A 22,958-nucleotide genomic window follows, 5' to 3' on the forward strand; every position below is an offset into this window, starting at 1 on the left:
TTGTCAGCTGCCGGTGGCGTGGAACTTGTCCCGGACTCCCGAGGAGGCGGCCTCTTCGGCATCGTGGTGCTGGTCCGAACCAAACAGTTGTCCTTGCCGTTCCCTGTCCATCACCGGTTTGAGCGCTGCGTATACCAATCTGCCCCCGGCATCGAAGCGCAACAGCCCTCCCCCACGGATGTCAACGAATTCCCTCCGGGTTTTCAGGCCGAGGCGCACATAAGCTTCCCTGCGGCTCATCCGGACGGTCTGGATGAAAGATGCACCGATCTCGGAGATGATGAAACCGTCCGGGGACACACGCTCCGAGGTCCGTACCCGCGTGGAGCTCAAGGGCGTGCGGCGCTCCAGCCGCGCCGCCTCCAGAAGCCGCGGATTCTCCCAGACGAATCGCTGCACCTCCTGGGGATCGGAGCCGAGGGCCGACAACCTGATGGGGTAGCGGAGCCCTTGGTAGCTGTCCACGCCGCTGATGTTGTTAATGGACACCCTGCGTATGCCTATTCCGGAGAACTCGGCCTGGAGTGCCTCACGGTATCCATGGTTGTCTTCGGGAACCATGTCGAGGTCGGCCGCGATGATGCCGCGAAGCAGGTCCCGCCACGAAACGTCGACCGGTGGCATGTAGGAGAGGCCACGGATCACCATGCGCAGGACACGCGTAGCCACTATCGAGCCTGATTCGGCCTTCTGTTGCAGGCTTTGGTTGTCTCCGAACCGCGCGTTCCGCTCCGACCACAGCCGCTGGACCGCCCGGAGCACCGCCCCCACCACCACGGCCCCCCTCGCATGCGGTTCCGGAAGGGACTGCCAGTCTTCGGGCACGGCGCCTATGAACGGTTCCCGCAATGGTCCACGGGCGAAGAGATCGCGGGCAAAATCGAAAAGGGACCGCATCAGGACCACATCGTCCACTACTTGCCCGGCCTCAAAGCCGCCACCGGCCGCTTCAAGTTGCCGCGAGACGATGTCCCGGGAAGAAAAGACCGAAAGGATGGCTACGATGTCGGCCAACGCCTCGTGCATGGCCAACTGCTCCATGGTGGCCATCTGGTCCGCCCACGCGGGACGGAATCCGTCCAGGATGGCATGGGTCACCTCGTGGGCAACAATGTCACGGTAGAGGGCTGTGGGTACTTTATAACCCATCCGGTCCACCGAACCGAAGCGGATGATGTTGGTGCCCCGCTCGTAGCCGGTGTCGGTGGCGGTGATCAGGTCCCTGGCTTTGAGGACCACCCGCCCTTCCGGATTCCACGGCATGCGCCTGCCGAGGGTTGATTCGAAGATGTCCAAGGTGCTCATGGCCACGCCATAGACGTGCTGGGCCAGGAAGCGGGTGTCATCAAGGAGCTCACGCAAACCGGCCGGTGGGGGTTCGGAAACCAGCTTCCAGGGATCACCTTGCTGCGTCAGGGTCACCGGGGACACAGAGGTTCCTCGCCACTTCCTGATGTGGATTGCATAGCGATGACCCGTGGGACCACGCCTCAGGCGTTCTACCGGGATCCGGACCTGTGCAGTCAGCGGCGCCATTCCCGGGGCGCCAATCGGCCCCTCGGCAAGAACGGTCACTGAGACCATCTGCCCGGCTTTGATGTCTCCCGGGCTCTTTTTTGGAAATGCCACAGTCATCGCCGTCCCGAATGCGGACCCCAAATACCGCAGCGGAAGCGCTGCTTAGGCCAGTATGGAGGCGCCCCATTCCGGTGGCAATGGCTGTGGCGGGAATGGGCCCTGGACCGGATTGCTCCTAGAGAGCCACGCGCTGAAGGGAACGGGCGGCGTCGATGGTCGCCTGCCCCAAAACCCTGCTGCCCTGGTACAGGACTACGGTCTGCCCCGGAGCCACGCCGCGGAGCGGCTCGGTCAGGGTGACAACCAGCTCTGCACGCTGCACTCCAGAGTCGTCATCGACGGTCTCCACGTGGGCTCGCGCCGGAACGGGATCCCCATGCGCCCTTACCTGGGCATGGCAATCAAACTCTGCGCCCGTCTCGACTTCGGCGATGGGCAGGCCTGCCCAGGAAACCTTGATGCCGCGGATCTCGTCGATGGCCAGCAGTGCCTCCGGCCCCACCACCACTTTGTTTTCCTTGGGACGGATTTCCAGGACAAAGCGGGGCTTGCCATCAGCGGCCGGGGTTCCCAGCTTCAAACCGCGCCGCTGTCCCACTGTGAACGCGTTGGCACCGGGGTGCTCGCCGACCTTGGCGCCGGTTTCGTCCACGATGTCACCGGTAGTCATGTCGATCTTCTCGGCCAGCCAGCCACGGGTGTCGCCGTCGGAAATGAAGCAGATGTCGTGGCTGTCCGGCTTGTTGGCCACGGACAGGCCCCGCCGCTCGGCTTCAGCACGTACTTCTGCCTTGGAGGGGGTCTCTGCCAGCGGGAACATGGAGTGCTTGAGCTGCTCATGGGTCAGGACACCCAGGACGTAGCTCTGGTCCTTGGCCCAATCGGCTGCGCGGTGGAGTTCACGGTTGCCGTCGGCGTCCTCGATCACCTTGGCATAGTGCCCGGTGCAGACTGCGTCGAAGCCCAGTGCGATGGCCTTTTCCAGCAGGGCCGCGAACTTGATGCGTTCATTGCATCGCATGCAGGGGTTCGGTGTCCGGCCGGCAGCGTATTCATCAATGAAGTCCTGGACAACGTCTTCCTTGAAGCGCTCCGAAAAATCCCACACATAGTAAGGGATTCCAAGGACGTCGCAGGCCCGCCAGGCATCACGGGAGTCTTCAATGGTGCAGCAGCCCCGGCTTCCGGTACGCAGGGTGCCGGGCATGCGCGACAACGCGAGGTGGACTCCGACGACGTCGTGTCCGGCCTCTACGGCGCGGGCGGCGGCTACGGCGGAGTCCACTCCGCCGCTCATTGCTGCAAGTACTCGCATGCTGGCTTTCTGTTGGGGCTGTGGCTACTGGTCCGGATCAGACCAGCCGACGTGCCCGTCTATTCTAGCGTGCTTTACCACGGCTGCACTAAATCCCTTGACCGGCCCCGCCAAGGATTCTAAAGTCAAGAGAACTGGTTTTAGAAACGAGTGGACATGGCACAGGAACGAATGGTTATTGCCGGCGCGGGACTGGCCGGTGCCACCGCAGCCAAGACACTGCGCGCAGAGGGCTACGAGGGACCCATCACGCTGGTGGGCGCCGAAAACCGGAATCCCTACATCCGTCCGCCCCTGTCAAAGGAATTCCTCCTTGGCAAGGCCGGCGCGGACACCGCAGAAGTGGTTCCGGCGGACTGGTACGCCCGGAACGACGTCGAACTCCTCCTCGCCAGTCCTGCCCACGGAGTCGACACCCGCAACCATGAGGTAGTGCTGGCAACGGGTCGAACTCTTGGCTACTCCAAGCTGCTCCTGGCAACCGGGGCACTGCCGCGGACCATCCCGCTGCCGGGTTCTGAACTTCAGGGAGTGATGACGTTCAGGACTTTTGAGGACAGCTTGAAGCTGCGCGGCCTGCTGGCCGACGGCGGGCGCAACGTTGTGATGATCGGTTCAGGCTGGATTGGCATGGAACTGGCCGCAGCGGCGCGCACCTACGGGAACGACGTGACGCTCCTGGGCCTGGAAGATATTCCCCTCAGCGCAGCCATCGGGCCCGCGCTTGGTGCCTGCTTCCAGCGGGTCCACACTTCCCACGGCGTGCATTTCCGTCTTCCTGCGAGCGCCGCTGGTATCGAGGGGCGCGAGGGCAGGGCAACAGCGGTCCGTACGAGTACGGGCGAAACGATTCCGGCGGACGTCGTCATCATCGCAGTGGGGGTTGTCCCGGATACTTCCCTCGCCGGTTCAGCGGGCATTGCCCTCCGCAATGGGATCCTGGTTGACGCCGGGCTCCGCAGCAGCGCCCAGGACGTCTTCGCCGCCGGCGACGCGGCGAACGCCCTGCATCCCTTCACGGGCGAACACCAGCGCAGCGAACACTGGGCAAATGCCCTCAACGGCGGCAAGGTTGCGGCGAAGTCCATGCTGGGCCAGGCTGCCGTGCTGGACGTCATCCCCTACTTCTACACAGACCAGTTCGAGCTCAGTATGGAGTACTGGGGATTCCCGACCCTGGCCACAGGCATTGAACCAGTAATCCGTGGCTCGACGGCCGATGCCGGCTTCATGGCTTTCTGGCTGAACGACGGCCTGGTGGTGGCGGGCATGAGCATCAACCAAACAAAGGTGCAGAAGCCGGTCAAAGCCCTGATTTCCGGGCGGGTCCGCGTTGACGTTGCAGGCCTCACGGATCCAGGAGTGCCCTTGGAAGAGCTGGTTCCCGGCTAGGCGCAAGGCCGTCAGGACGTGTGCGATCCCTGCCGCGCCACTGTTGCCGCAGTTTGGATGCTGGACTCGTGACCGGCCATGCCCGCCTGCCGGGCCCTTGAACAGGCCTCGGGAAGGGCTTTCAGGAGCGCTTCGACGTCCGTGTCCGTAGAGCTGTGGCCCAGGGTGAAGCGTTGTGCCCCGCGGGCCGTGTCCTCATCCAGGCCCATCGCCAACAGCACATGGGATGGCCGCGGCACCCCTGCCGTGCAGGCAGAGCCGGTGGAAGATTCGACCCCGGCCAGGTCCAGGAGGAAAAGGAGCGAATCGCCCTCGCATCCCGGGAAGGTAAAGTGTGCATTTCCCGGCAGTCGCCCCTCGCCCGCAGCACCGCGCAGCACTGCCTCGGGTACGGCCGCCATAACGCCCTCGATCAGCTGATCGCGCAAGGCGCTGAGCCGCCTGCGCTCTTCGGACAGGCTCTGTGTCACGGACTGGGCCGCTGCGGCGAAAGCTGCAATGGCCGGCGTATCCAGCGTTCCGGAGCGAACATCCCGTTCCTGGCCACCACCGTGCTGGACCGGCGTCAGCTTCACTGACCTGCCAAGGAACAGGGCACCAACGCCCACGGGACCGCCAAGCTTGTGCCCTGAGACCGACATTGCCGCCAGCCCGCTCCCCCGGAAATCCACGGGGACGGACCCAAAAGCCTGGACGGCGTCAGAGTGGACCGGTATTCCGTGGGGCTTGGCGAGCTCAACGATCCCAGCGACCGGCTGGATGGTTCCGACCTCGTTGTTGGCCCACATCACGGTGATAAGCGCAATTGACTCCGGGTCCCTGGCGATCTCCCGCTCAAGGACCTCGAGCCGCACCGCGCCGGACCCATCGACCGGAAGCCACACGACGTCGGCGCCCTCGTGGCGCTCCAGCCACTCGACGGTGTCCAGAACGGCGTGATGTTCGACGGCGGAGCAAAGGATCCGCGTCCGGCGCGGGTCCTCGTCCCGGCGGGCCCAGAACAAGCCCTTGACAGCCAGGTTGTCCGCCTCGGTTCCGCCGGAGGTGAAAATGACCTCCGAGGGATGCGCTCCGGCTGCAGCGGCAAGCATTTCACGGGAGTCCTCTACGGCGCGGCGGGCACGACGACCCGCTCCGTGCAGTGAGGACGGATTTCCGGTTCGCGCAAGCTCCCGCGTCATGACGGCGAGCGCTTCGGCCGATAACGGCGTGGTGGCAGCGTGGTCGAGGTATACAGGCACCTTGCCATTCTACCGGCGGGGCCTAGGACGGCGGGGTTTGGTTCGCCGTCACGATCCGCGCACAGCAGTGGCCCGGTCCCAGGTCTGGCACCACTTCGACGGCATCAGCGGCCAAAGTGTCGGCGACTCCGGAGAGGAAAGCGCCGTTCATGGCGCACACCACCTCCCGATGCTCCTGGGATAACCGATGAAACGGGCAGTTCAGCAGGTTGTATCCGCCTTCGCCATCAGGCACAGGCTCGTATCCGAGGCCGGCCAGGGTGGCTGCAAAATCCCCATCGCCTCCGATCCGCCGCCCCTTGGTGGCTGCGACTTCCGCCAGAGCCTCAGCGATAGGGACGTCCGCCGTTGCCGAGTGCGAAATGGCGGAGGCCAGGAGGTCCCCTGCAAGATCGTAGTGTCGTGGCGGAACGGAGACTCCCACCTCGTCCACCACGGGTACGTAGAGTTTGGCAGGGCGCCCTGAACCAGGCCCTGCTTTGTCCGCCGTTTTCCGGAACTGCGGGCTCAGCAATCCATCCCGGACCAACCTGTCCAAGTGGAAGGACGCTGTGCTGCGCGGTATGGCCATGGCTTGGGCGGCCTCGTCACGCCCCACCGCGTGGCCCGCACGCTTGACGTAGTTGTACAGGTCCCTGCGGCAGGTGTCGTTCAGCGAAGCTACCGCCGAAAGCCGCTGGAGCCAGGTGAGGCCGTTCATGGAGCAAGGGTAACTCTAAAAACAAGGAACGCTGCTTAATTTGGCGGGACCACCACAAGCTGGGCGGCCACCTCGGCGCGCGCCTTCTCCAACAACGCCCCATCCGGGCAGGCCACCGAAACGAACACCGAAGACGCAGGAGCACTGAACAACCTCGCCATGACAACAGCGGCGTTACCGCCCGAGGCTGCCGGGGATTCCAAGCCGAGGAACTCCACGGCATGCTGGGGCTTATCCGAATCCTGTCCCCAACGCAGGGACACCGGCTTCAACCGTTCGGTCGCAATGCCCGGATCAAGGTAGTGGAAGAGTTCCTTGGTGGAGGCTGCGTCATCTCCCGCCACAACCAAGGGACCCTGGTTGACGCTGACCCTGATGGCCAAAGTGCAGCCGTCACCCTTCCGATACCGCACTTCGCCTTGAAGGCCGGAATGCACCACAGTCCACCCCGGAACTTCCTCCAACCGGGTGGAAACGGTCACAGGGTCCCCTGCAGCCAACGTACCTCCAGCCGTCAAGGGCAAGTCTTTCGCCGCAACCGCGGCAGCATCATGCCCGGGGGTGATGGTGGGCGTCGCCAGCGTGGACTCCGACGGCGACGGCTTCGGCGCCGCCGGATCAGGAACGTTGACGGTGCAGCCGGCCACCATGGCGGCGGCTCCCAGGGCAGCAATCCCAGCCACCCGTCGTCGAACGTTTCGCGTCACCATCGCTCCTTATCACCGTGCCGATCCATCAACCTGCCCTGACGCCACCATGCCGATTCATTAACCTGCCGGGACATCACCCTGCCAGGACAGAAAGCAGGCCATCTGCCGCGATCGAGTCTAGCCGCCAGGCCCGCCTACGCGAGGACCCGCACAGCGCCCGGAACAACATCCACGTCCACCGGCAACGGACCGATGCGCTCGCCGTCGGCGTAGGCCACTACGCCCTCTGCCTCCAACCGCACCTTCTGTACGCGCGTGATCTGCACGGCAGGGTGGCCGGTGTGTTTGCCGGCGAATACTTTCGGAAAAACAGCAAGGAACCGGAGCCGCGACAACGGTTTGACCACAAAAAGATCCAGCAGGCCGTCCTCGGGCGAAGCCTCCGGTGTAATCCGCATGCCACCGCCGATGTACTGCCCGTTCGCCACTGAGATCAGCAGCGCCGGCTGGCGCCAAGTCATGTTGTCCGCCGTCACCGTGTAGTCGATCCTTCGGAACGAACCCAACTCTTTGAGCATCGCAAGGTTATAGCGGCTTTTTCCTCGCGGCCACCTCCACGAATTGGCCCGTTCGTTGACTGCGGCATCGAACCCGGCCGAGAGAACTCCGGCAAAGTAGCTGGTCCGGCCATCCGAGACAACCCGGCCGGCGTCGATCCGCCTTCCTCCTGCGGCCATCGAGGCCAGGATGAGGCGACAGGCCGCGGCGGTGTCGTGAAGCGGCATTCCAAGGAGCCGGGCAACGTCATTCCCCGTTCCGCTGGGAACTATGCCCAGGGCAATGTCGGATCCGGCGAGCGCGTTGACCCCCAGATGGACCATGCCGTCGCCTCCCACCACCACCAGGGCGCCCACTTCCCGGCGGGTCAGGGTCTGGTCGACGAGTTGCCGCAGCCCGCTGTACCCGTCCGCTTGGAGAACGACGACGTCACGTCCGGCGGCGCGGAACCGGGCTGCGGCATGGTCCCCGGCAAGGCGGGTGCGGCCAAAGGAGGCAGCCGGGTTGATCGCCAGAGCGATGGTTCCCCGCGTGCTGGAGGGGTTATCGGCTGCCGGTGGGGTCACAGCGTGAATTATGCCAGCGGGAACCACCCGCCCCGGTACCAACGTTCACATAGTGGCTGGATAAACTTGCCAGTACCGCGTCTCCCCTGGAGCGCACCACTTTGAGAGAAGGGCCCGTGCTTGGCCGAGGGCAGCAGTTCGCACTATCAGGTTCTTCGTGTTTCCGTCACCGCGACGGACAAGGAGATCAAGGTCGCCTACCGCAAGGCTGCCCGGAAGGCGCACCCCGACCACGGCGGAGAAGCGGAGATGTTCCGGCGTGTCACCCTGGCTTACGAAACCCTGATCGACCCCCGGCGCAGGGCTGAGTACGACCGCCGCTACGCCCGCGGAGCATCCGGGGTAAGCCAGCCCCGTCCCGGGGACTACACGGGCACCTCAGCACCGGGTCCCTTCGCCACCGGGAACGTCAGGCGTCCCCAGACCCAGCGGAACACCGCCGGTGATCCACCCGTTTACGTCCCTGCGTTTGAGGATCCCAACGAGGTCCCGCTCATTTCCGAGGCCGAAGCCGCGCAACAGGTCCATGGGCTCCCCCGGAAGCGGGGCATCTTTGGAGCCGAAGCGCGGATCCAACGTGAAATGCGCACCGTCCAGCTCATCAGCCGCCAGGTGCTGCCGGCCATTCCAGCAGCCCGGCTCATCAATGGCCTCCGCTCACCCTCGGACAACAACCACATTGACCACGCCGTGCTCTCCGGTTACCGATTGGCCTTGGTAGGCTCCATGCTGCTTCCCAAGGGTGCGTACTCCTGGGACGGCCACTCCCTTCGGCACGGCGGCCGTTCCGTCGCTCCCCCGCAACTGGCACACATCGTCCGGCACATGCAGGACATCTTCCCTGAACTCAACGTCACCGGATGGGTGGTCCTGCACAGCCCTGATGGCAACCTGCACGAACCGGTGATTGATCAGTATGGCAAGGGCCAATCCAGCCATAACGCCGTGGAAGTGGTCAATGGCGCCGGACTGGCCAGGGGGCTCAAGCAGTTCCTCAGCTCGGGGCCAGCTCCGAACACCGTAGTGGTGCCGGTGCTGGCACGCCTGCTGCGCGGGATGCACTAGGCACCACCTGGGCTCCTGCCCGGGCCCGACGGCACTGACCGATAGGATGGGCGGGTGTTCCGCATCCTCTTCCACACTCCTGAAATCCCGGGCAATACGGGCAATGCCATCCGCCTGGCCGCCATCACGGGAGCCGAACTCCACTTGGTGGAGCCCCTCGGCTTCGACTTTTCCGATGCCAAACTGCGCCGCGCCGGCCTTGATTACCACGACCTTGCCGTAGTCACCGTCCACAAAGACATCGACTCCGCATGGGAGGCCTTGCAACCGCAACGCGTCTTTGCCTACACCTCCGACGGCGAAACGTCCTATACCGATATCAGCTACGTCGAGGGTGATGTCCTGATGTTCGGGCCCGAGTCTGTTGGCCTGCCGGACTGGTTGAAGAACGACCCCCATGTCACAGCCCGCGTCCGCCTTCCCATGAAGCCATCACTGCGCTCCCTTAACCTGGCCAACGCTGCTTCGATTGCCGTGTTCGAGGCCTGGCGGCAGAACGGATTCGCCGGAGCCAAGGTGTAGCCCATCCAAAGGCGCCGCAGCACCGAATACCTGATGCAGGACAAATCCTGCCGGGACATTCGTTGAGGGAGCTTACGTGAGCGCGCTGCAGACCAGGGCGATATCAGTGAACCGCTGCACCGCCGCGCCCGCAACATCACACGGTGGTGCTGCCGGTTTCAAACGCGACGACATATGCTGGACGGTGATGGACATCCCCAACACCCCCGGCCCACCGGTCTTTGAAGCTACAGGCACCGCGACAGATGTGAATTCGCAGCTCACCGGCCTGCTTGAGCTCATGGCTTCCGGCGACCAACAGGCTTTTGCCGAGTTCTACCGCCTGACCTCACGGCGTGTCTTCGGCATGGCCAAGCGCGTCCTCATAGACCCCGACCTCAGCGAAGACGCCACCCAGGAAGTGTTTATCCAAGTGTGGCAAGGCGCAGCCAAGTTCGATCGCTCCGCAGGCACGCCGCTGGCGTGGCTGATGACCATTGCGCATCGCCGGGCCATTGACCGTGTGCGGGCCGTGCAGGCCGCAACGGATCGTGAGGCCAAATACGGCGCTGCAAGCCAGGACCCGGACCGTGACCTGGTAGCCGAAGAAGCCGACACCAACCTCGAAGCCGAAGCAGTCAGCCGTTGCCTCGGCACGCTGACGGACACCCAGCGCGAATCGGTCCGCCTGGCTTATTACGGCGGATTGACCTACCGGGAGGTTGCCGAGCACTTGGGCGCTGCCGTCCCCACCATCAAGTCCCGCATCCGTGACGGGCTGCTTCGCTTGAAGACCTGCCTGGGGGTGGGTTGAAATGAGTGAAAACACCAGTGGAGGCTTTATCCGCAGAATGTTTGCCAACGACATCGCAACCGACCTCGCCGAGGGCCGTGTACTCGAACTTGCTGAGATCTATGCCTTGGACGCCATCAATGATGACGAACGGGACATGATCGATTCCTACCTCCGGGATGCTCCGGAGAGCCGGGAATTCCACGAACGCGTCCGTGCAGCCAGGGAGACCCTGGCCGTCAGCTTCGCGCCCGAGGAGGAGCCTCCGGCCGCCCTTTTTGACACCATCATGCAGCGCATCTCCCATGAAGCGCCGGCTGAGCCCTTCGCCGGAACGGCGGCCACTGAACCGGCGGCCACTGAGCCTGCACCTCCGGTATTGGATGAGCTGGCCGCTGCGAGGGCAAAACGCGGGGAGCGCAGCGGGGCCGGTGGGGCCCGTCGTTGGATCGTGGGCGCGGCCGCAGCAGCAGTGATCGCCCTTGGTGGTATTGGTGTGGGAGCTTACGTTTCCACCCAAAACGACCCCGTCAACCAGGTGCTGCAGGCACAGGACGTCCAGCAGAAGTCCGCACCGGTTCCCGGCGGCGGAACGGCTACCATTTCCGCTTCTTCGGCCAAGGACTCCTTCGTGGTCCTCATGGATGGCGTGGCCCCGGCTCCGGCGGGCAAGGTGTACCAATTGTGGACCCTGCCCAAGGACGGTTCAGCACCGGTACCGCAGGGAACCATGGATGCCCAGACTCTCTCCAAGCCGGCCGTGGTGAAGGGCCTGTCCTCAGCCTCGTCCGTAGCGATCACCGTGGAACCCACGGGCGGATCAAGCGCCCCCACCACGGACCCTGTCCTGGTGGTTGCACTGAGCGCCTGAAGTAAAAGCACCTAACGCCCGACGGCGGCCGTCCCACCTCGGGGATGACCGCCGTCGGGCGTTTTGTTTTTTTCAACAGGCAGCTATAACACCAGGGACAGGAGCATGACGAACCCGAATCCCACCACCGAAATCAGCGTTTCCATAACGGACCAGGTCTTGAACGTTTGCCCGACGGTGAGTCCGAACAGTTCTTTGACCAACCAGAAACCGGCGTCGTTGACATGGGAGAGGAACAGGGATCCTGCGCCGATTGCCAGGGCGAGCAGGGCAGCATGAGTGGGACTCAGGCTGCTCGCCAGCGGCGCCACGATGCCGGCTGCCGTCACTGTGGCCACCGTCGCCGATCCTGTGGCAAGGCGGAGTGCCACCGCAACGATGAAGCCGAGTACGAGGACGGACATATTGGCGCCCTCAGCCCACTTCTTGACGGCGTCGCCCACGCCGGCCCCGATCAGCGTCTGCTTGAAGCCTCCGCCGGCACCCACGATGAGGAGGATCGCCGCGATCGGCCCGAGGCTTTCGCCCAGTTTTGCCGTGATCCTGCTGCCGGTGAAACCTACGGCATACCCGAAAGTCACCATGGCCACCAACACAGCCAGCGTCATGGCCACCAAAGGCTGGCCCACAAAGTCGAAGAAGATCCGAAGGGCAGGTGCCGTCGCAGGGTCCGGCCAGATGATGCCGCCCAAGGCCTTCAGCAACATCAGCACTACGGGGAAGATGATGGTCAGCAGGGTCACCAGGAACGATGGTTGCCGTTTGACTTCACTCATGTCTGCAGCGTGCTGGGTGTCGATTCCACCTGCTACGGCGGGCGCATCAACCGGAACCCACCGTGCGGCCAGCCGGGAGAAGAGCGGCCCACAGATGATGACGGTGGGAATCGCTACCAGGATCCCCAAACCCAGCGTCGTTCCGAGCTCGGCCTTCACGGCGCTGATGGCAATCAAGGGGCCGGGGTGCGGCGGCACCAGGCCGTGCAGCACAGACAAACCAGCCAGTGCCGGGATCGCAATCCGCATCAGCTTCATTTTCGAACGCTGCGTCACCAGGACGATCACCGGGAGCAGGAGGACCAGGCCGATCTCGAAGAACATGGGCAAGCCGATGATCACGGCCACCAGGGTGATCATCCAGACCAGCTTGTTGCCGCTGGCTTTGGCCAACAGGGTATCCACCACGCGGTTGGCACCACCGGAATCCGCCAGGAGCTTCCCGAGCATGGCCCCGAGCGCAATCAGCAGCCCGACTTCCTTGAGGACACCGCCCACGCCGTCCTCGAAGTTGGTGATGACCTTGCCCAGTTCCACGCCCGAAGCCAGGCCCACGAAGGCAGACCCCAGCACCAGGGCCAGGAACGGGTGGAACTTGAGTTTGGCAATCAGCACCACGATCAAGGCAATGCCCAGAGCAGCTACTACCAGGAGCCGGGTGTCGTGCCCGGTCCATTCCTGTACTTGCGTGGCGGTTTCCAGGACGCTCACGAGGCGGTCGCTTCGCTGCCAGCGGCTGCGGGGCGGAGGCCGAGCCGTTCGATGACTTCGTCGGCTTCCTCAGCCGGGGAGGCCGAAACACACAACGAGATGTAGTTTTCGTCCTCAGTCGGTTCCTCCAGCGCGTCGAACTGGGACTCAAGGAGCGAAGGCGGCATGAAATGGCCGTGCCTTGAGGCCAGGCGGTCGGAGATCTTGTCCTTGCTCCCCTGCAGGAAGACGAACACCACACCTTCGCTGCGAAGGACATCGCGATATTTCTTCTTCAATGCCGAACAGGTAATGATCGCCGGAGTTCCGGACTCTACGTGTTCGCGAATCCAGGCCGAGATGATGCCCAGCCAAGGCCAGCGGTCCTCATCACTGAGGGCTTGTCCCGCGTGCATCTTGGCGACGTTCGCTTCGGGATGAAGGTCGTCGCCTTCGGCAAGGTCCCAGCCAAGCTTTCCGGCCAGGACTCCGGCCACGGTTGATTTACCGGAGCCGGAAACTCCCATAATTACCAGTACAGGTTGTTGCGCAGTCTTCGCCATCAAAGTCTGCCTTCCTCGAATAAATATGATTTAACCGAGATCAAGCATATGACACGGGTAACACCACGGCAATGTTAAAAGCCGGCTATGGTTCCGGACCCGTTGACCGACACCACATGGAAGCCTTCTGCACTGGTCCCGGCAGGCAGACCCGCGCGCTGTCCGTTCGTCAGCATCTGACCCCTGACAACACGCTCCATGCCCTCAATGTCCGGGTGCTGGCTCGCATGGACCCGGATGGCGTCCAGCTTGGCATCGACATGGGTCGACACATCAACAAAGTGATTCTCCCTGGCGTCCGGACTGCAGATAAACCACAGCCACGGCAGCTTGTAGGCATCCAAGCCTGCTTCGGCAAGTTCCGGATACGCAAAGGGATTCTCCACTGCAGGATAGACAGCCCGGGTGACTGCTTCGCCGGCGGCCAGATGGTCCGGGTGGCTCTTCTGGAGACGGTCCCAGTTCCGCTCCGGATGCATGGTCAGCACAATGTCCGGCCGGACTTCCCGGATCAGCTTCACCACCTGCTTGATGACGCCATGTGTCGGCTCAAGGTAGCCGTCGAGCTCGTGGAGGTAGTGGATCTCCTTGACGCCCACAAGGGCAGCGGCCCGCTGTTGCTCCCCGGTGCGGAGCTCGGTAATCCGTTCCCTGTCCACCGGATCAAAGCCGCCGGCGTCGCCGTCGGTCATGATGCAATAGCTGACCTCCACCCCGGCAGCCGTCCAGGCGGCGATGGTACCGGCGGCACCAAAATCGATGTCATCAGGATGGGCGGTAAAACAAAGCACCCGCTCGACGCGCTCCGTGGAGGCGTCGAACGGGCTCTTCGCTGACGATACGCCAGTAGACAAAGGGATCAGCCTTTCCGCTTCTTGATCTCGGCAGCGGCTTGCGGGAGAACCTTGAAGAGGTCGCCGATGATGCCGTAGTCGGCGATCTCGAATACCGGTGATTCGGCATCCTTGTTGATGGCCACGATGACCTTGGAGGTCTGCATGCCGGCTTTCTGCTGGATGGCTCCGGAGATGCCTGCAGAAATGTACAACTGGGGTGAAACGGTCACACCCGTCTGGCCCACCTGCGCGTCATGGCCGATCCAGCCCGCATCCGTGGCGGCGCGGGATGCGCCCACTGCCGCACCCAGGGCATCTGCAAGTTCTTCAACCGGACCGAAGTCGCCGTCCACGCCCCGGCCACCGGCCACGACGATGCGTGCTTCGCTGAGGTCCGGCCTGCCGCTGACAGGCTTCTCGGACCGGGAAGCGATGCGTGCAGAGTTGGCCGCGGCATCCGCCGGCAACTCAACCGTGGCAACTTCCGGGGTTCCCGCAGTTTCGGCCGGGGCGGGCTCGACATTGTTGGCTTTGATGGAAAGGACCGTCACCGGGGTGGTGGCCTTCGCGGTGGTGTTGTACGAGCCTGCAAGGACCGATTTGTGCGCTGTGCCGTCAGCCTCCACGCCTACGACGTCGGTAATGACGCCCGCGTTGAGCTTGATACCCAGCCTGCCCGCGATTTCCTTGCCCTCGGGCGAGTTGTCCAGGAGAACAGCCGTGGCTCCCGAACTCTGCACCGCAGCAGCAAGGTAAGCGGCCTTCGGGCCAACCAGATAGTTCTCGAGGTCCTGCGTCGACGGCTGGTAAACCGTACCGACGCCGTAGGCACCCAAGGTGGCGGCGACGTCGTCGTTCAGCTCACCGGTGAACGCGACGGCGGTCTCCCCCAGCGAGCGGGCGATGGTGAGGAGTTCGAGGCTGCTCTTCTTCAGAGCCGCTCCCGGGTTGTCAATGAAAACAAGTGCGTTTGCCATGGTTGCGATCCCCTTTAGAGCAGCTTCTGTGCGGCGAGGAAGTCGACCAGCTTGATGCCGGCGTCGCCGTCGTCGGTGATGATGGTGCCGGCTGTCCGCGGCGGTCGGGCCTCTGCGGCCTCAACTACGGTCCAGGAACCAGCCAGGCCCACCTGCGAGGCGTCCACACCGATGTCGGCAAGTGACAGGGAAGCAATCTTCTTCTTCTTGGCCGCGAGGATGCCCTTGAAGTTGGGGTAGCGGGGCTCATTGATTTGATCGGTCACCGAAACGACGGCCGGAAGTTGCGCTTCAACGGTTTCCGAGAAGGCACCGGCATCCCGGCGGGCAGTGACCTGGTTGCCTGCAACTTCCAGGGTGGAAGCGAAAGTGACCTGCGGGAACTGCAGCCGCTCGGCCAACTGGGACGGAATCAACGATGTCTCACCGTCGGTGGACGCCATGCCGGTCAGGACCAGGTCCACCGGGCGGCCGTCGGCTGACAGATGCCTGATGGCGGCAGCCAGTGCCAGCGAGGTGGCAGCGGCATCGGAGCCTGCCAGAGCGTCATCGCTGAGGTGGACGCCCGAATACGCGCCGATCTGCAGCGACTTCTTGACGGCGTTGACCGCGCCTGCCGGGCCCATGCTCAGCGCAATGACCTCGTTGCCGGCCTTGGGTCCGCCACGTTCTTCGGCTAGCTGCAGCGCTGCCTCGAGCGCGTACTCGTCCAGCTCGGACAAGATGCTCTCGTCACGGTCGGTTGTGTTGCCAGGTCCGGTGATGTGCCGGTCGAACTGCGCGTCCGGGACGTGCTTGACCAGAACGACAATCTTCAATGTCTCTTCCACTGTCTTCGAAGCAGCCTTCCATGCTTGTGGACGGCCAACCGCAACAGCGTGGCCGTGAATTGCCCAGCGCGTGGGCTCGTCCTAGCTAAGCATATTGCCCGCAGAAAACCACTCCCAGCGTTAAGCACTGTTTAGGATGACTCCCGATACCTCCGGCTGCCGACGCCAGCGGCGCCGCAGCCGATACCCCGGCTTACCCGACGCAGCACGACGGCGGGCGGCACCAGTGAGGTGACGCCCGCCGTCGTGCGCTTTTGCTGCCGCCTACTGCTGCGCGGCGTCGAGGGTAACTTCGACCTCTTGCGATTGGCCGCCCCGCTGGATGGTGACCTTGACCTTGGCACCTGCCGTCTGCTCGCGGACCGCTGCGGTCAACTGGTTTGGATCGCTGACGGTGTAATCGCCGAACTTGGTCACGACATCGCCAACCTTCAGGCCGGCCTTCGCCGCGGCCGAACCGCTGGTCACTGCGGCAACCTCTGCACCCACAGAGAAGCCCGAGTTGCTGCCGGTGGAGGACTTGGACCGAACCGACACGCCAAACTGGCCGTGGCTGGCCTTGCCGTTGTCGATGATCTCCTGGGCCACCCTCTTGGCATGGTTGATCGGCACGCTGAAACCTACGCCGATGTTTCCAGTGGAAGAATCGGAGGTTCCGCTGCCCGCAGATGCGATGGCGACGTTGACCCCAATGACTTCACCCTTGCTGTTCACAAGCGCACCACCGGAGTTGCCCGGGTTGATCGCAGCGTCGGTTTGAATGACGTTGATGGCGATCGAACCCTCATTGGCAGTGGCCTGGCTCTGGCCACCGTTCGGTGGCGCAAACTGGAAGCCCTCGCCGCCACCCTGGCTTTCGTCCGGCGTGCCCTCGGGAACAGCGGAGGAGGCAACGCTGATGGTGCGGTTGAGCGTGGAGACGATTCCGTCCGTCACGGTACCGGTCAGGCCCAAAGGCGAACCGATTGCGACGGCGGTGTCCCCCACGTTGATCTTGGAAGAGTCTCCGAGCGTTGCAGGAACCAGCCCGGACGCATCACTGACCTTGATCACGGCCAGGTCCGAGAGCGGATCCGTGCCAACAACGGTGGCTTTGAGGACCTTCCCGTCACTCGTCCGGACCTCAATCGCGGCATTGGCCGTGGCGCCGTCGAGCGTTACGACGTGCGTGTTGGTGAGGATGTGGCCCTGGTCATCAAGGATGATGCCGGAACCGGTTCCGCCCTCGTTGCCGCTGGTTGCCTTGATGGTGACCACGCTGGGCGAAGCCTTGGCAGCTGCAGCGGTGATGACGTTGACGTCATCCTTGTTGTTGACGATGACAGTGCTGGACTGCCCGCTCGTTGACGCTGCCGGAGCCGGCTGGTCCCAGAGCACATTGCTTCCGGCCACCACACCGCCACCGATCAAGCCCGCCGCCAGCATGCTCGCCACCAAGGTCCCCACGCCGAAAGCGGGCTTGCGCTTGGCAGGGCCATTGGTGGCCGGGGAGTGCTGCGTGCCCGGGCCGTGAGGTCCCTGGGGGCCTTGGGGTCCTTGGGGGCCGGCGCCTCCGCCGTAGAACGGCTGGTGCTGCGGGTAGCTGGGACGATGGGACGGATCCTGCTGCGGAACGCCGTAGTACTGCGGCTGCTGCGTGGTCGCGTTGGGCTGGCCGGAGGCCTGGGCGGGAGCGGTGTGCTGTCCGGGGTGCTGGGCCGTGTACTGCTGCGGCGAGTGCTGGGCCGGGGCAGCGTGCTGGCTTGCGTGGTGCGCTTGCGCGCCGGCCTGGGCGCCCTGGTAGGTTTGGGCGCTCTGGTCGGCTGCAGGCGGCTGGTAGGCCGGCAAGGGGGTGGTGGCGTGGGTGTCCCCGTGGCCATGCCCCGCAGTTTCATGATTTGCAGTTTCCTGACCGGCATTCTCCTGCCCTGAAGTCCAGGCCGGCTGCTGCTGGGTGGCTGTGGCGTCGCTGTGCCCGCCGGTTGTCTCCCGCGGCTCGGATGGCTCGCGGTTCTCCGGTGCGGTGCCCTGCGCTGGGTTCTCCGTCATGGGTCTTCCTTTCGTCCTCGTCTCCAACAACTATGTACCCAGTAACTGGAACAAAAGCGGACGTTCGCTGGGAGCTTCCTGAAAGGTCCGGCCGGGCTGCAACAGACCTGCCGAATTGTCCTCAACGGCTGAACAATCCCGACCTCTCCTATATTTCGCTGGTGGCATATTCACCCCTGTGGACGGAGCATGGGGTGCACCATAGAATCAAGAGGAATTGCCACAGCGACCTGCGGCTTTACACCATGCGTGGGGGCGCTGAGCATTCTGTGACGATTGGTACGCCTTGTTCCAGTCGCAGACGTGCTGAAGGGTTGCACATGCGGTCAATAGTTAAACGCGTACTCGCCGGAATTGGCGTGGCTGGATTGCTGGCGTTCCCGGCGACAGCTGCTTGGGCCACCGATCCGGTGACCATTCCGTCCGGGCAGAACATCGTGGACGACGCCAATGTCTTGGGAAGCCGAAAAGGTGAAGTCCAGGAAGCCATCCAAAAGACGCTCAAGGACCACAAGTACAACCTGTACGTGGTCACGGTGGACTCCTTCGAAAACCCGACGGACCCCAAACAATGGACTGAGGCCGTCGCCAAGAAAAAGCTCATGGGCAAACCGGACGCCATCCTGGCAATTTCCACGGCTGGACAGTACAACTTCGCCCTGAACTCGGGCAGCTCCATCTACTCGAAGCAGTCGGCAATTGCCCAGAACGCCGTCGTTGCCAATCTGGCAGGCGGCAAGAAGGACTACGCCCAGGCAGCCATAGACACAGCTGCCGCCATCGGCGATGCCGCAGGTGGTGGAAGCGGGACGGTGCCCAGCGGGAACGCCGGCGTCGGCGTCCTTGTCGGGGTTGGCGTTGTGGCCGCCGGAGGTGCCGGCACCTACCTGTACCTCCGGAACCGACGCAAGAAGGGCGGCACCAAAGCCGTCAGCGCCAGCTATGGACCACAGGGCGAACAGCTTGATCCGCTCGCCGGATTGAGTATTCCGGAACTGCGACAGAAGAGCGGCTCGCTGTTGATCGAGGCCGACGACGCCATCAAGTCCAGTGAGCAGGAGCTCGGCTTCGCCCAGGCGCAGTACGGTGATGCCGCAATTGGCAACTTCACCAAAGCGCTGGAAGAAGCCAAGGCCCATATGACGGAGTCGTTCAAGCTTCAGCAGCAGTTGGACGACCATATCCCGGACACCGAAGAGCAGCAGCGGAGCTGGCTCGGCGAAATCATCCGCCGGTCCGAGGCAGCGCTTTCATCGCTGCGTGACCAGAAGGCCGATTTCGACTCACTGCGCGAGCTGGAAAAGAATGCTCCCCAAGCCTTGGCCGCCGTTTCGGCAGGAGCCAAGGACGCGGATTCAAAGATCGCCAACGCGGAACAATCCCTCGCGGGCCTACGGGTCAAGTATGCCGAGTCTGCCTTGACCCAGGTTTCTGACAACATCCTGCAGGCCAAAGAGCGTCTTGCCTTCGTGCAGAACGCCGTTGCCGCAGCCCAAGAGAAGCTCACCGCAGGCGAGAACAGCATGGCGGCAGTAGCCGTTCGGGCCGCTGAGGAAAGCCTGCACCAAACCAACGTGCTGATCGATGCCATTTCCAAGACTGCCGGCAGCTTGGATGAGGCCCGGGCATCCTTGGAAGGAGCTGTTGCTGAGACCAGCCAGGACCTTGCCCAGGCACGGGCCATGATCCAATCGGGCGAACACCCCGAGCTTGCCGGCCCCGTGGCCGGCGTGGAAGCTGCCTTGGCCCAGGTGAAGACTGAGATCCAGGGTGGAAAGATCGACCCCATTGCTACTCTCAGCCGCGTGGAGTCCGCACACCAGGCGCTGGATCAGTCGCTGTCCGGTATCCGTGACCAGCAGGAACAGGCGCGCCGGGCCCAGGCATCCTTGCAACAGACCATCATGGCTGCCCAAGCGCAGATCAGCGCCACGTCCGATTACATCACTGCCCGGCGAGGTGGCGTTGGTACTGAAGCCCGGACCAGGCTGGCAGAGGCTCAGCGAAACCTGGATTACGCCCTGTCCATTTCCCGCAATGATCCCGTCACGGCGCTGACCTACGCCCAGCAGGCGCATTCGCTTGCCGCGCAGGCCGCCCAGCTTGCCCAGTCCGACGTCGATCAGTTCGGCTATGCAGACCAGGGGCAGGGCTACGGCCGCGGTGGCATGTTCGGCGGTGGCGGTGGAGGCGGCGGTGGCCTTGGCGGCGCCATCCTTGGCGGCATCCTCATCAACTCCATCCTCAATGGCGGCGGAGGCGGCTGGGGCGGCGGCAATAACGACGGCGGCGGAGGAGGAGGCTTCTTCGGTGGCGATTCCGGCGGCGGCGGAGACTGGGGTGGTGGCGGAGGCGACTTCGGCGGCGGAGACTCCGGCAGCTTCTAGCCAGACAGACTAAGTGGGGTCAATGCCCCGCATAGAAGCGGTACAACAACTGATCACTGATTTCAGTGGCACCACTGAGCAGGACGAAAGGCAACACCATGGTTAAGCAGTCCATTTTCGGTCGGATCTCACAGCTCGCCAAGGCAAACATCAACGCCTTGCTGGACCAGGCTGAGGACCCGCAGAAGATGCTGGACCAGATGGTCCGCGACTACACGAACAACATTGCCGAGGCCGAATCAGCCGTGGCCCAGACCATCGGCAATCTCCGGATGCTGCAGGCGGACTACAACGAGGACATCAAGAACGCCCAGGACTGGGGCAACAAAGCCCTCGCCGCGTCCAGGAAGGCCGACGAGTACCGCTCCGCCGGCGATTCGGTTGATGCCCAGAAGTTCGACAACCTTGCCAAGGTCGCCATTCAGCGTCAGATGACTGCGGAATCCGAGGCCAAAGCAGCTGAGCCGAGCATTGCCTCCCAGACCGAGGTTGTGGACAAGCTCAAGACCGGTCTCGACCAGATGAAGAACAAGCTCAACCAGCTCACTGCCAAGCGCAACGAGCTCGTTGCACGCTCCAAGACCGCGGCTGCACAGTCCCAGGTCCACGACGCCCTGAAGAGCATCGACATCATGGATCCCACCAGCGAGGTCGGCCGCTTCGAAGAGAAGATCCGCCGCGAAGAGGCCAAGGTCCTGGGCCAGCAGGAGCTTGCAAGCTCGAGCCTCGACGCCCAGTTCAACCAGCTCGAGGACCTCGGAGAGCAGACTGAGATCGAGGCCCGCCTCGCAGCACTGAAGTCCGGCGGTTCCAAGCCGGCCATCGGCGCGGGAGCTCCTGCAGCAACGGGCTCTACCATCGACGAAGCCGACTTCGACAAGCTCTAGACCCCCCGGCCCGCTTGGCCGTGACATATCGCTGAACAGACCAATGGGCCGGATCCTGAAAGGATCCGGCCCATTGGTCTTGGGTGCAATGGTCGAAACTACGGGGCTTGCTGCCCTGAGTGGGGCACGGCGGCGGAGTCCTGCCCCGGGCTGACGTCCGTTGCCACTTCGGCGCGGATCTCGAAACCCTTGGGATGGAAGTACGTCACCGTGCATTCCAGAACCTCCCCGTGAGCGCCCAGGGTCGTCCGCTCCAGCCGTGGCACCATCGCGAAGCCACGGACGTTGAGGGCGTCTGCAAGGTGCTCCGGGGGCTCGTGCATGGTCACGGTGATTTCAGCGCGCTGGAGCGGCTTCAGCGTCCTATCCTGGATGACCTGGTAGATGGAGTTCCTCTCTGCATCGGCGAGGCTGATGTGCCGTCCTATATGCGAGGGGATAAAGATCTCCGCAATGGCATAAGGCCAACCGGCACTTGAATATGATCGGCGGATCACCAGGACAAGATTGTCATCGGAGACCAGCTTTGCCGGCACGGTCCTGTCTTTTTCCATCCATTTGTATTCGATCAGCCCTTTGACAGTCTTCATCCCTGCCGCGGTGAACGTTTCCATGAAGGGCGCCAACCGGTTCAGCATTTTGACCGGCCGCTGTGCCATCACGAATGTTCCCTTGCCCTGCCTGCGGACCAGCAACCCTTTAACGACGAGCGTTTCGATTGCCTTGCGGACTGTAGTCCGGCTGATGCCGTACTCGTCCATCAGCGACTCTTCCGTGGGTATCCGCGATCCCGGTTCCAGACGGCTGACCTGATCCGTCAGAACGTCGGCCACCTGCTGGTAGACGGCCACAGGGCTGTCCCGTTCCAGGACTTCCCTAGTGGGACCGGACCTGACGTCTTCATTGACCATGGGGCCGTCCCCTCCAATTTCCTGCCTCAGCGAATCCGGACTTGATGCTAGCACCCGTTACCCCGAAGGCCGCTTAAACAAAAGATCCGGATCAGTGAAAACTGATCCGGATCTTTTCTCCAGTTGCGGGGACAGGATTTGAACCTGTGACCTCTGGGTTATGAGCCCAGCGAGCTACCGAACTGCTCCACCCCGCGTCGCAAGAACAACACTACCGCACCTCCGCGGCCCTTCCGACCAAATAGCACCAAAGGTGCCCTAGATCACTCACCGTTCCCCTACCGCCAACCTGCAAGAGGGCGCAGCATCACCGTGATCCTGCCAAAGGGTCGCGCCCAAACTCCGGGGGGGACATGAGAGACGGTCAGACTCAAACCCGGGGGACATGAAAGAGCGTCCCAACAAACCCAGGGGGACATGAGAGACGGTCAGGCCCAAACCCAGGGGGACATGAAAGAGGGTCCCGCCTAACCCCGGGAGACATGAAAGAGCGTCCCAACAAACCCAGGGGGACATGAGAGACGGTCAGGCCCAAACCCAGGGGGACATGAAAGAGGGTCCCGCCTAACCCCGGGAGACATGAAAGAGCGTCCCAACAAACCCAGGGGGACGTGCGAGGGCCGCGTCTTCCAAGGAGGGTTTGAGGGAAAACAAAAGGTCCGGATCAGTAATTACTGATCCGGACCTTTTCTCCAGTTGCGGGGACAGGATTTGAACCTGTGACCTCTGGGTTATGAGCCCAGCGAGCTACCGAACTGCTCCACCCCGCGTCGCAAGAACAACATTACCGGCAGGTGAAGGGGAGACCAAATCCTGACTGCGTGATGTGCGTCTCCCCCGCCA

General features: G+C 63.3%; 20 protein-coding genes and 2 tRNA genes. 7 read left to right on the forward strand and 15 right to left on the reverse strand.

All coding sequences use genetic code 11. From position 1 onward, the window contains the following. Positions 1-3: 3 nt before the first annotated feature. Together LDN85_RS14245 and mnmA are read right to left on the reverse strand one after the other, a co-directional pair. Positions 4-1,629: a hypothetical protein gene (locus LDN85_RS14245; protein ID WP_155854571.1), complete on the reverse strand. Its 1,626-nt coding sequence runs from the start codon at positions 1,627-1,629 to the stop codon at positions 4-6. A 124-nt stretch (positions 1,630-1,753) separates the two neighbouring features. After that, positions 1,754-2,875 (reverse strand): tRNA 2-thiouridine(34) synthase MnmA, encoded by a 1,122-nt coding sequence (mnmA, locus tag LDN85_RS14250; protein WP_035760489.1) that lies wholly within the window; start codon positions 2,873-2,875, stop codon positions 1,754-1,756. 174 nt (positions 2,876-3,049) lie between these two features. Between mnmA and LDN85_RS14255 the strand changes: the two genes are divergently transcribed. Then, the gene (locus tag LDN85_RS14255) at positions 3,050-4,285 is read left to right on the forward strand and encodes an FAD-dependent oxidoreductase (RefSeq protein ID WP_026540033.1); all 1,236 of its coding nucleotides are present in this window, start codon (positions 3,050-3,052) and stop codon (positions 4,283-4,285) included. An 11-nt stretch (positions 4,286-4,296) separates the two neighbouring features. Here LDN85_RS14255 and LDN85_RS14260 read toward each other — a convergent pair whose 3' ends face one another. The 4 genes from LDN85_RS14260 to LDN85_RS14275 all read right to left on the reverse strand — a co-directional run bounded on the left by LDN85_RS14260 (position 4,297) and on the right by LDN85_RS14275 (position 8,000). After that, positions 4,297-5,526 carry a cysteine desulfurase family protein gene (locus LDN85_RS14260; protein WP_026540032.1) on the reverse strand — a complete coding sequence of 410 codons (1,230 nt, stop codon included), beginning with the start codon at positions 5,524-5,526 and terminating at the stop codon, positions 4,297-4,299. A 22-nt stretch (positions 5,527-5,548) separates the two neighbouring features. Further along, the gene (locus LDN85_RS14265; protein ID WP_026540031.1) at positions 5,549-6,226 is read right to left on the reverse strand and encodes an ArsR family transcriptional regulator; all 678 of its coding nucleotides are present in this window, start codon (positions 6,224-6,226) and stop codon (positions 5,549-5,551) included. Between the two features lie 35 nt (positions 6,227-6,261). After that, positions 6,262-6,936, reverse strand: coding sequence for a hypothetical protein (locus LDN85_RS14270; RefSeq protein ID WP_035760488.1), 675 nt, complete (start codon positions 6,934-6,936; stop codon positions 6,262-6,264). Positions 6,937-7,070: 134 nt separating this feature from the next. Then, a complete protein-coding gene (locus LDN85_RS14275; protein ID WP_223943369.1) occupies positions 7,071-8,000 on the reverse strand; it encodes a YegS/Rv2252/BmrU family lipid kinase in 930 nt (309 codons plus the stop codon). A 120-nt stretch (positions 8,001-8,120) separates the two neighbouring features. Here LDN85_RS14275 and LDN85_RS14280 point away from each other — a divergent pair, with 120 nt between their 5' ends. The 4 genes from LDN85_RS14280 (at position 8,121) to LDN85_RS14295 (ending at position 11,230) form a co-directional block, all read left to right on the forward strand. After that, positions 8,121-9,065, forward strand: a complete 945-nt coding sequence (locus LDN85_RS14280; RefSeq protein WP_026540028.1) for a J domain-containing protein — start codon at positions 8,121-8,123, stop codon at positions 9,063-9,065. Positions 9,066-9,119: 54 nt separating this feature from the next. Beyond that, positions 9,120-9,587, forward strand: a complete 468-nt coding sequence (locus LDN85_RS14285; RefSeq protein WP_026540027.1) for a tRNA (cytidine(34)-2'-O)-methyltransferase — start codon at positions 9,120-9,122, stop codon at positions 9,585-9,587. 76 nt (positions 9,588-9,663) lie between these two features. Then, positions 9,664-10,380, forward strand: a complete 717-nt coding sequence (gene sigK, locus LDN85_RS14290) for an ECF RNA polymerase sigma factor SigK (protein ID WP_091550095.1) — start codon at positions 9,664-9,666, stop codon at positions 10,378-10,380. 1 nt (position 10,381) lies between these two features. Then, positions 10,382-11,230 (forward strand): anti-sigma factor, encoded by an 849-nt coding sequence (locus LDN85_RS14295; RefSeq protein ID WP_223943370.1) that lies wholly within the window; start codon positions 10,382-10,384, stop codon positions 11,228-11,230. 83 nt (positions 11,231-11,313) lie between these two features. Here the strand turns inward: LDN85_RS14295 and LDN85_RS14300 are convergent, their stop codons facing one another. From LDN85_RS14300 to LDN85_RS14325, 6 genes are all read right to left on the reverse strand, one after another. Continuing rightward, positions 11,314-12,717 carry a gluconate:H+ symporter gene (locus LDN85_RS14300; protein WP_091550093.1) on the reverse strand — a complete coding sequence of 468 codons (1,404 nt, stop codon included), beginning with the start codon at positions 12,715-12,717 and terminating at the stop codon, positions 11,314-11,316. Then, positions 12,714-13,259 (reverse strand): gluconokinase, encoded by a 546-nt coding sequence (locus LDN85_RS14305; RefSeq protein ID WP_026540023.1) that lies wholly within the window; start codon positions 13,257-13,259, stop codon positions 12,714-12,716. Before LDN85_RS14305 ends, LDN85_RS14300 begins: the two co-directional genes overlap by 4 nt. Before the next feature lie 74 nt (positions 13,260-13,333). Continuing rightward, on the reverse strand, positions 13,334-14,113 hold the full coding sequence (locus tag LDN85_RS14310) for a PIG-L deacetylase family protein (protein WP_026546177.1): 780 nt from the start codon (positions 14,111-14,113) through the stop codon (positions 13,334-13,336). Between the two features lie 5 nt (positions 14,114-14,118). Next, a complete protein-coding gene (locus tag LDN85_RS14315) occupies positions 14,119-15,072 on the reverse strand; it encodes an electron transfer flavoprotein subunit alpha/FixB family protein (protein WP_026546178.1) in 954 nt (317 codons plus the stop codon). A 14-nt stretch (positions 15,073-15,086) separates the two neighbouring features. Continuing rightward, entirely contained in the window at positions 15,087-15,890 is an 804-nt protein-coding gene (locus LDN85_RS14320; protein ID WP_035760560.1) for an electron transfer flavoprotein subunit beta/FixA family protein, read from the reverse strand. Positions 15,891-16,166: 276 nt separating this feature from the next. Then, complete coding sequence (locus tag LDN85_RS14325; RefSeq protein ID WP_223943371.1) at positions 16,167-17,930, reverse strand: trypsin-like peptidase domain-containing protein; 1,764 nt, start codon at positions 17,928-17,930, stop codon at positions 16,167-16,169. Positions 17,931-18,250: 320 nt separating this feature from the next. On the opposite strand from LDN85_RS14325, the gene LDN85_RS14330 reads away from it, so the two are divergent. Beyond that, complete coding sequence (locus LDN85_RS14330) at positions 18,251-20,317, forward strand: TPM domain-containing protein (RefSeq protein ID WP_026540018.1); 2,067 nt, start codon at positions 18,251-18,253, stop codon at positions 20,315-20,317. A 98-nt stretch (positions 20,318-20,415) separates the two neighbouring features. Next, a complete protein-coding gene (locus tag LDN85_RS14335; RefSeq protein WP_026540017.1) occupies positions 20,416-21,204 on the forward strand; it encodes a PspA/IM30 family protein in 789 nt (262 codons plus the stop codon). A 98-nt stretch (positions 21,205-21,302) separates the two neighbouring features. Here LDN85_RS14335 and LDN85_RS14340 read toward each other — a convergent pair whose 3' ends face one another. The 3 genes from LDN85_RS14340 to LDN85_RS14350 all read right to left on the reverse strand — a co-directional run bounded on the left by LDN85_RS14340 (position 21,303) and on the right by LDN85_RS14350 (position 22,885). Beyond that, the gene (locus LDN85_RS14340; protein ID WP_091550088.1) at positions 21,303-22,115 is read right to left on the reverse strand and encodes a GntR family transcriptional regulator; all 813 of its coding nucleotides are present in this window, start codon (positions 22,113-22,115) and stop codon (positions 21,303-21,305) included. 123 nt (positions 22,116-22,238) lie between these two features. Next, a tRNA-Met gene (locus tag LDN85_RS14345) sits at positions 22,239-22,312 on the reverse strand. A 499-nt stretch (positions 22,313-22,811) separates the two neighbouring features. After that, a tRNA-Met gene (locus LDN85_RS14350) sits at positions 22,812-22,885 on the reverse strand. Between the last annotated feature and the right edge of the window lie 73 nt (positions 22,886-22,958).

Source organism: Arthrobacter sp. StoSoilB20 (assembly GCF_019977295.1).
GTDB classification, from domain to species: domain Bacteria; phylum Actinomycetota; class Actinomycetes; order Actinomycetales; family Micrococcaceae; genus Arthrobacter; species Arthrobacter nicotinovorans_A.